At 71.4% G+C, this 7,385-nt stretch carries 5 protein-coding genes and 1 pseudogene; 2 read left to right on the top strand and 4 right to left on the bottom strand.

Features of this window, described 5'->3' with window-relative positions; all coding sequences use genetic code 11:
* Positions 1–148: 148 nt before the first annotated feature.
* A complete protein-coding gene (locus ACFW9O_RS24005; RefSeq protein ID WP_384612017.1) occupies positions 149–1,732 on the bottom strand; it encodes a S8 family serine peptidase in 1,584 nt (527 codons plus the stop codon).
* 277 nt (positions 1,733–2,009) lie between these two features.
* Between ACFW9O_RS24005 and ACFW9O_RS24000 the strand changes: the two genes are divergently transcribed.
* Complete coding sequence (locus tag ACFW9O_RS24000) at positions 2,010–3,110, top strand: threonine synthase (RefSeq protein WP_384612016.1); 1,101 nt, start codon at positions 2,010–2,012, stop codon at positions 3,108–3,110.
* A gap of 9 nt (positions 3,111–3,119) precedes the next feature.
* On the opposite strand, the gene ACFW9O_RS23995 is transcribed toward ACFW9O_RS24000, so the two are convergent.
* Complete coding sequence (locus ACFW9O_RS23995) at positions 3,120–3,602, bottom strand: cupin domain-containing protein (RefSeq protein ID WP_351175050.1); 483 nt, start codon at positions 3,600–3,602, stop codon at positions 3,120–3,122.
* A 250-nt stretch (positions 3,603–3,852) separates the two neighbouring features.
* Between ACFW9O_RS23995 and ACFW9O_RS23990 the strand changes: the two are divergent.
* Positions 3,853–4,065 (top strand): annotated as a pseudogene (locus ACFW9O_RS23990) (discoidin domain-containing protein); the annotation flags it as partial.
* 112 nt (positions 4,066–4,177) lie between these two features.
* Here the strand turns inward: ACFW9O_RS23990 and ACFW9O_RS23985 are convergent.
* Together ACFW9O_RS23985 and ACFW9O_RS23980 are read right to left on the bottom strand one after the other, a co-directional pair.
* The gene (locus ACFW9O_RS23985) at positions 4,178–5,572 is read right to left on the bottom strand and encodes an FAD-binding oxidoreductase (RefSeq protein WP_384612014.1); all 1,395 of its coding nucleotides are present in this window, start codon (positions 5,570–5,572) and stop codon (positions 4,178–4,180) included.
* Positions 5,573–5,698: 126 nt separating this feature from the next.
* Positions 5,699–7,381: a LuxR C-terminal-related transcriptional regulator gene (locus ACFW9O_RS23980; RefSeq protein WP_384612012.1), complete on the bottom strand. Its 1,683-nt coding sequence runs from the start codon at positions 7,379–7,381 to the stop codon at positions 5,699–5,701.
* Between the last annotated feature and the right edge of the window lie 4 nt (positions 7,382–7,385).

Here is a 7,385-nt window from a genome sequence, read left to right as displayed (position 1 = left end):
TCTTGTTCGCCGGGGCCCCCCCGGGTCAAAACCGCCGGCTGGGCCCGCGGGCGGTTATGGCGCTGTTGACCGGGCGTCTGGGGGGGGGGCGGCGGCCCCCGCCCCCCCCCCCGCGTGCGTTCAGGTCCGGCTCAGAAGCGGTCCGGCATCAGAACTGCAGTGCCCAGGAGTTGATCCTCCCGGTGTCGTACGTGGCGTTGTCGCTGACCCGGAGCTTCCAGGCGCCGTTCGCGACCTCCGACGAGGCGTTCACCGTGTAGGTGGTGATCACGTTGTCGGCGCTGCCGCCCGTCCCGTACGCCTTCAGGTTGTAGACCGAACCGTCGGGCGCGACCAGGTCGATCTTCAGGTCGCCGGAGTAGGTGTGCGTGATGTTCACGGGAACGCTGAGCGCTGACGGTGCGTTACCACTGATACCGGAGACGGTGATCGGCGACTCGACCGTGGCGTTGTCGGCGATCGTGTAGCCGGTCGTGCTCTCGAACTTGGTGCCGGTGGGCGGCGGGGTGGTGCCCGTGCCGACGTTCAGCAGCTTGTTCGGCGACCCGGTGCCCGGGCTCGTCACCACACCGCTGGTGGCCGCGGCGACCAGTCCCGCCGAGACCTGCGCCGGGGTCTGGCCCGGGTGGTCGGCGAGGTACAGGGCTGCGGCGCCGGCGACGTGCGGGCTCGCCATCGACGTGCCCGAGATGGTGTTGGTCGCGCTGTCACCGGTGTTCCACGACGAGGTGATCGAGGAGCCCGGCGCGAAGATGTCCAGGACGGTGCCGTAGTTCGAGAAGCTCGAACGGGCGTCGGTGCTGGTGGTGGAGCCGACCGTGATGGCCTCGGCGACGCGCGCCGGGGACTTGGTGGAGGCGTTCGTCGACTCGTTGCCCGCCGCGACGGCGTAGGTGACACCGGAGGCGATCGAGTTGCGTACGGCGGTGTCGAGCGCGGTGTCCGCGCCGCCGCCCAGGCTCATGTTGGCGACGGCCGGCTTGACGGCGTTGGCCGTCACCCAGTCGATGCCCGCGACGACCTGCGCGGTGGTGCCGGAGCCGCTGTTGTCGAGGACCCGGACGCCGACGATCTTCGCCTTCTTGGCGACGCCGTACGAGGTCCCGGCGACGGTGCCGGCGACGTGGGTGCCGTGGCCGTTGCCGTCCTGCGCGGTGTTGTCGTTGTCGATGGCGTCGTAGCCGTTCGACGCGCGGCCGCCGAAGTCGCTGTGACTGATGCGTACACCGGTGTCGATGATGTACGCGGTGACACCCTCCCCCGCCTTGTCCGGGTAGGTGTAGCTCTGGTTCAGCGGCAGGGCCGTCTGGTCGATCCGGTCCAGTCCCCACGAGGGCGGGGAGGGCTGGGTGCCCGAGATCGTGAAGGTCCGGTTCTGCACGACGGACTCGACTGCCGGGTCCGCGGCGAACTTCTTCGCCTGCGCGGCCGAGAGTTCGACGGCGTAGCCGTTGAGCGCCGCACTGTAGGTCTTCTTGATCTTCGCGCCGTACTCCGCGGCGAGCGCCTTGCCGTCGGCGGATCCGGCGTCGGCGGCGGATTCGTCGAGGGTGACGATGTAGCTGCCGCTGATGGCGCCCGGGGCGCCCGCGTTCTCGATCCGGCCTTCCGGCGCGCTCGGGGACGCGAGGGCCGGGAAGGCCGCAGCGGTCGAAAGGGCGAGGGCCGCGCCGGTTATGACGCTCGTCGCGGCCAGTCTTCGCGCGTAGCGTGCGTGACGCTTCACTGCCATGTGAGGGGTCCTCCTCGTTTGCGGTGCACTGGTGGGGGATGCCTGGGGGTGCGTTGCTGCATCGCGGTGCATGGGGGGTGCATTCGGCCGAGCGGGGTGCATTCGGCCAAATAGCAGCATGGGCATGACAAACCAGACCCGACAGAACCGTGCTCCGGTTTCCGTCGTTACTGCCGCGTACCCGCTGCCAGCGAAAGATTGGCCCATCCATAGGAATCCCACAAGACTGTCTTGGCATGAGCAATACATTCGCCACACGGCTGACATGCTGGCGGGCATGGCCACCTATCGCTGCCCGCAGGACGGGACCCGTGCAGACACGACCGACCTGACCTGGTGTTGTCCCCTCTGCCGGGGCCCCTGGGACCTCGACTTCGACGTCCGGTCACCGATGTCCCTCGACTCGCTGACCGGACGCGTAAGTTCACTGTGGCGTTACGAGGAGGCGCTGCCCCTCGGCGATCCGGCGGTCAGCCTCGGCGAGGGCCGGACCCCGCTCGTCCCCCTCACCCCGAATGTCTCGGCCAAGCTCGACTACCTGATGCCGACACTGTCCTTCAAGGACCGGGGCGCGGTCATGCTCGCCGAACTGGCCCGCCGGCTCGCCCCGGAGCGGGTCGTCGCGGACAGCAGTGGCAACGCGGGCACGGCCGTCGCCGCGTACTGCGCCCGGGCCGGCCTGCCCTGCACGGTGTACGTCCCCGAGGGGACGTCCCCGAAGAAGACCGAGCAGATCCGTGCGCACGGCGCCCGGTTGGAGATCGTGCCCGGCGACCGCGAGGCCACCGCGAGGGCCGCCCGCGCCGCCGCCGACGCGCCCAGCACCTTCTACGCCTCGCACGTCTTCAACCCGTACTTCCTTCACGGCACGAAGACCTACGTCTACGAGATGTGGGAAGACCTCGGCGGCAGCCTGCCGGACGCGATCGCCGTGCCGGTCGGCAACGGCACCCTGCTCCTCGGTGCGGCCATGGCCACGGCGGAACTCCTCGCGCAGGGCCTGATCGACCGGCGTCCCGCGCTGATCGCCGTACAGGCCGAGGCCGTGTCCCCGCTCGCCGAGGCGTTCCGCGCGGGCGCCGGCGAACTGCTCGACTCCCCCGGCCATGCGTCGCCCACGCTCGCGGAGGGCATCGCCATTCCCCGTCCCCCGCGTGCCCGTCAGATCCTTGCGGCCGTCAGGGAGTCGGGCGGCACCTTCCTCACGGTCACCGAGGACCGGATCCGCGCCGCGCAGCAGGACCTTGCGGCTCGCGGCTTCTTCGTGGAGACGACCGGGGTCGCCTGCTGGGCGGCCGTGGGTGAGTGGACGGACCGCAGTGTCGTCGTGCCCTTGTGCGGCGCGGGCCTCAAGACAGGCTTGGCGCCCGCGCCGTGACCGGAACCGTCAGTCCGTCCAGTACGTGTCGTGCCTGATGAAGAACTCCGCGCGCTCCTTCTCCGGCCAGTCGGAGACCTGCGACACCTTCTCGAAGTACTCCTCGCGCGGCGCCCCGGGCGTGAACAGCAGCAGCATCGAAGCCGGTGCGTCCGAGTCGTTGCGGAAGGCGTGCAGGCCACCCTGCGGTACGTACAGGAAGTCGCCCTCGGTCGTGTCGACCCAGCGCTCGCCGTTGTAGATCCGCACCGTCCCGTCGAGGATGAAGAACGACTCCGAGATCGTGCGGTGGAAGTGCGTGGCAGGGCCACCGGCCCTGGGCGCCATGTTGATCCGGTAGAGACCGAACTCGCCGTGCGTCGACTCCGTCGTCGCCAGGTAGTGCGTGGTGCCGCCGCTGCGCGTCAGCAGATTCGGCGTGGTGTCCGCAGGGCGGTACTGGGCACTGATCTCGCCCTCGCCGTCCGCGTACACGGGTTCCGGATACGACATGCCGTTCTCCCTCTGCCCTGGACCGGTCCGCTCCGATGCGCCGTCCGGTCAACCGTTCACCCGCGGCCGCACCCGTGACGGCGCGCCGCCCGCCTCGTGCGGGCGGACGGGCCACGCGGACGCCCGGGACGCACCCGGCAGATCCGCCGGGAGGACGGGCCGGCCCCTCTACACCACGGTACGACGGTGCCTTCGTCTCCGGGCTCTACGTCCGCGACAGGGGCCTCACCGAGGGCCGCGAGGTGATCGCCGCCCTGCGACGGCCACGTCCGACATCCCCGGCCTGTACGCCGCCGCGGCCGTGGACGGCAGCCCGTCGACGGCGTGGTCCCCCGACGGCGCGACAGGAGGCCTGACGGTGGACCTGCGCCGGGTCCTGGGTCAGCTCCTTCACCCCCCGGTGGTCCGCACCGTTCCCGCCTCCCACACCCTGGAGACGTCGCTCGACGGCCGGTCCTGGCGGGCGTGCGCGAACTGGTGGTCCACGGCCGGTGAACGCGCCCCCGAGTCCCTGCTCCGAGGACCGCGGGGGCGGGTCCAGGTCGGCTCAGGGCCGCGGATCCGCCCGGTCCGGTTCATGGGGCGATGTTGTGGTTCAGACGGAACAGGTTGGAGGGGTCGTACCGCCGCTTGACCGTCGTCAGCCGGTCGTAGTTCTGCCGGTAGTTGGCCCGGACCCGATCCTGGTCGTCCTCTCCCATGAAGTTGACGTACGCGCCCTCCATCGAGTGGGGTCGCAGCGCCTCGGCGAAACGGCGTACCCAGTCCTTGTTGGCCACGCATTCGTCGCGTGTGGGGAGGGTGGGGCTGATCGCGGTCGAGAAGTCCGCGTCGCGGTAGGCGAACGCGGTTGACTCGGGTGCGACCCGGTGGCAGGCGCCGTCGATGGGGAACACGACGGTCGAGCTCTGGATGGAAGGGGATTCGGCGCCGTACTCGACGTACGCGTCGATGGCCCCGTCCGGCAGCCCCTTGCTGAACGTGCCTTTCCAGTAGTGGAAGAGCCCTGCGGGGAGCAGCTCGTCGAAGAGGGTGTTGATCACCGGGTACGGCATGCGCCCGACGTGCTGCCCGAGAACCGGGCCGAGGCCGGCGAGGCGGGCGCGTATCTCGTCGTCCTGCGCCTCGGGCCCGGCCCAGCAGGCGACGACACCGCACAGCGGCCGCCCGTGCCATCGCTCGGGCAGGAACGGGAGCGGCGGGCCGAGCCCGACGACCAGCAGTGCTCCGAGCCGCTCGTCGGACTCGGCGACCAGTTCCCGGTACCGCCGCAGTACGTCGACGTCGAGCGGGTAGAACGTCGGGCCGCCCAGGATGTCGGCCACGGGGTGCAGCCGGTAGGCGAAGGACGTGACGACGCCGAAGTTGCCTCCGCCTCCCCGCAGGGCCCAGAAGAGGTCCGCGTTCTCGTCGTCCGGATCCCCGGTACAGGTCAGGAAGGATCCGTCGGCCACGACCACGTCGGCCGCGACGAGGTTGTCGCAGACCAGCCCGCAGCTCCTGGCCAGGTGGCCCATGCCGCCGCCGGTGGTGAGCCCGCCGATGCCGGTGCTGGAGACCACTCCCCCGGTGGTGGCCAGGCCGAAGGCGTGCGTGGCGTGGTTGACGTCCGCCCAGGTGCAGCCTCCCTCCGCCCACGCGGTGCGCGCGGTGGGGGCGACCCGGACTCCGCGCATCCCCGAGAGGTCCAGGACGACCCCGTCGTCGCAGGTGCCGTAGCCGGACACGCTGTGGGCGCCGCCCCGTACCGCCAGGGCCAGGTCCTGCTCCCGGGCCAGGTTCACCGTGGCGATGACGTCGCCCGCGTCGGCGGCCCTGACGACGACGGCGGGTCTCTTGTCGATCATCGCGTTGTAGACCGTGCGGGCCTCGTCGTAGCCGGGTTCGCCGGGCTGGACGATGTCGCCGTGCACGGCCTCCCTCAGCCGCTCGGCTGCTGCGCCGTCCCAAGTTCGTGCCAAGGTGGTCATGACCACCACCGCTCTCCTGTCCTCGGCTGTACGGGTTCAGCTCCGTACTTCCGTTGTAGTCCGGAAGCGCATCGCGTTCATCGTCCGAACTGCCCATCCGGTCGGCGTGCGGATGGGCGGAACGGCCTATGCGCGGGGTGCGACCAGGCCGTGTGTGTACGCGTACGCGGTGGCGGCGGCCCGCGAGGACACGTCGATCTTGGCGAAGATGTTGTTGAGGTGCCGGGCGACGGTGTGCTCGCTGATGGTGAGCTCGGCGGCGACGGCCCGGTTGGTCCGCCCGCCTGCGACCAGCCGGAGCACCTCGACCTCCCGCCCGGTGAGCTCGCCGGGGAGCCGGAGCAGGGCCGCCGCCCTGCGTGCGTCGGGTACCGCCCCCAGCGCCTCGAAGGCCGCATGGGCGGCACGCAGCTCGAGACGCGCGCTCTCGTCGTCCCCCGCCGCCCGGTCGGCGGCGGCCAGGGTCATCCGGGTCTGCGCGGCCTCGTACGGGACCCCCAGGTCGAGCCAGAGCGCCAGCGCCCGGTGCAGCAGCGGAAACGCGCGCCGAAGGTCGTGGTCGGCGAAGGCGACGGCGCCGCCCGCCCACGCCGCGGTCGCGTGCGGCCACGTGCGATCGGACTCCCGCCGCAGCTGCCACTCTCGCGCGACGGCCGCCAGCTCGTCCGCCACCGCGCGGGCCTCGTCGAGCCGGCCGAGGGCGAGGAGGATCTCGACCTGGGCCGCGAACAGCCGGCCGCGGTGCCGGCCTCCGTCTGCGGCGATCGCGACCCGCAGCGCGGCTTCCGAGGCGTCGGACCTGCCCTGGGCGAGGAGGAGCAGGGCGAGGCCCGGCTGCGGGTCACGGCCGAGTTCGCGTGCACGGGCGTACGAGCGCTCGGCGGCAGCCGTGTCACCGCGCCTGCGCTGGATCTCACCCTCGAGATACACCGCCTCGGCGGCCGCCTGCGCCTCGTACGGCAACAGCTCCTTGCAGGTCAGGGCCGCCTCGACGGCGGCCTGCGACCAGGAGCCGCGCAGCTCGAGCACCTCCACCCGGTGCACCCGGCACAGACCGCGGAAGTTGTTCTCCTCGGGCATCGCGGCGCACCAGGCCATGGCCGCCTCGGTCCATTCGACGGCCCGGTCGAGTTCTGCGCAGGCCATGCACTGCTGGAGGCCGAGACAGAAGATCCATCCGGTGAAGAAGGCGCTGAGCTCGCCCGCCGCTACCGCGCACATCGCGTCGTCGAGCCGGTCGATCCCCTCGGCGACCCGCCCCTCGGCCAGCAGCACACCCGCTTCGGCCTCGGTGCTCAGGGCCAGGAGGTCCGCACTGCCGCAGCGCTGCGCGATGCCGGCCATCCGGCGGGCATGGTCCATGGCTTCACCGAAGGCACCGCGGTTCTGCGCCTCCTCGGAATCGGCCCACGCCAGGTAGCACTGCTCGACGCACTCGGGCTCACCCCCGAGCCGCTGCCGCGCACGGTGCAGCCAGCCGGCGGCCGCGGCATTCCGCCCGGCCTGCCGGTGCTCGTAGAAGAGCATCCACGCACAGTGACCGGCCTGCCGGGGCTCGCCCCCGTCCACGTAGGCGGAGTACGCCTTCGTCCGCACCGCCACGGACTCGTCGACGCGGCTGGTCCACCAGGCTGCGTCGGCGAGAGCGACGAGATCGTCGGCGTCGAGGAGGTCCGGGTCGATGCCGTGCATCACCTGGTAGGCATCGCCCCACGCCTCGCGGGAGACGGCCTCCCTGGCCCGTTCGAGAGCCTGACGGCTCTCCGGCCCCGCCGAGGTCTGCCGGGGGTAGCTGATCCGCTCGGTCATGGGC

The organism is Streptomyces sp. NPDC059499 (genome assembly GCF_042749285.1).
Lineage (GTDB): Bacteria > Actinomycetota > Actinomycetes > Streptomycetales > Streptomycetaceae > Streptomyces.
This window is presented reverse-complemented; position numbering and strand designations above follow the sequence as displayed.

What these genes read in the sequence shown, in the direction of transcription:
- ACFW9O_RS23995 (WP_351175050.1), bottom strand. Translation starts at nt 3,602, where the DNA reads ATGTCGTATCCGGAACCCGTGTACGCGGACGGCGAGGGCGAGATCAGT.
- ACFW9O_RS24000 (WP_384612016.1), top strand. Translation starts at nt 2,010, where the DNA reads ATGGCCACCTATCGCTGCCCGCAGGACGGGACCCGTGCAGACACGACC.
- ACFW9O_RS24005 (WP_384612017.1), bottom strand. Translation starts at nt 1,732, where the DNA reads ATGGCAGTGAAGCGTCACGCACGCTACGCGCGAAGACTGGCCGCGACG.
- ACFW9O_RS23985 (WP_384612014.1), bottom strand. Translation starts at nt 5,572, where the DNA reads ATGACCACCTTGGCACGAACTTGGGACGGCGCAGCAGCCGAGCGGCTG.
- ACFW9O_RS23980 (WP_384612012.1), bottom strand. Translation starts at nt 7,381, where the DNA reads ATGACCGAGCGGATCAGCTACCCCCGGCAGACCTCGGCGGGGCCGGAG.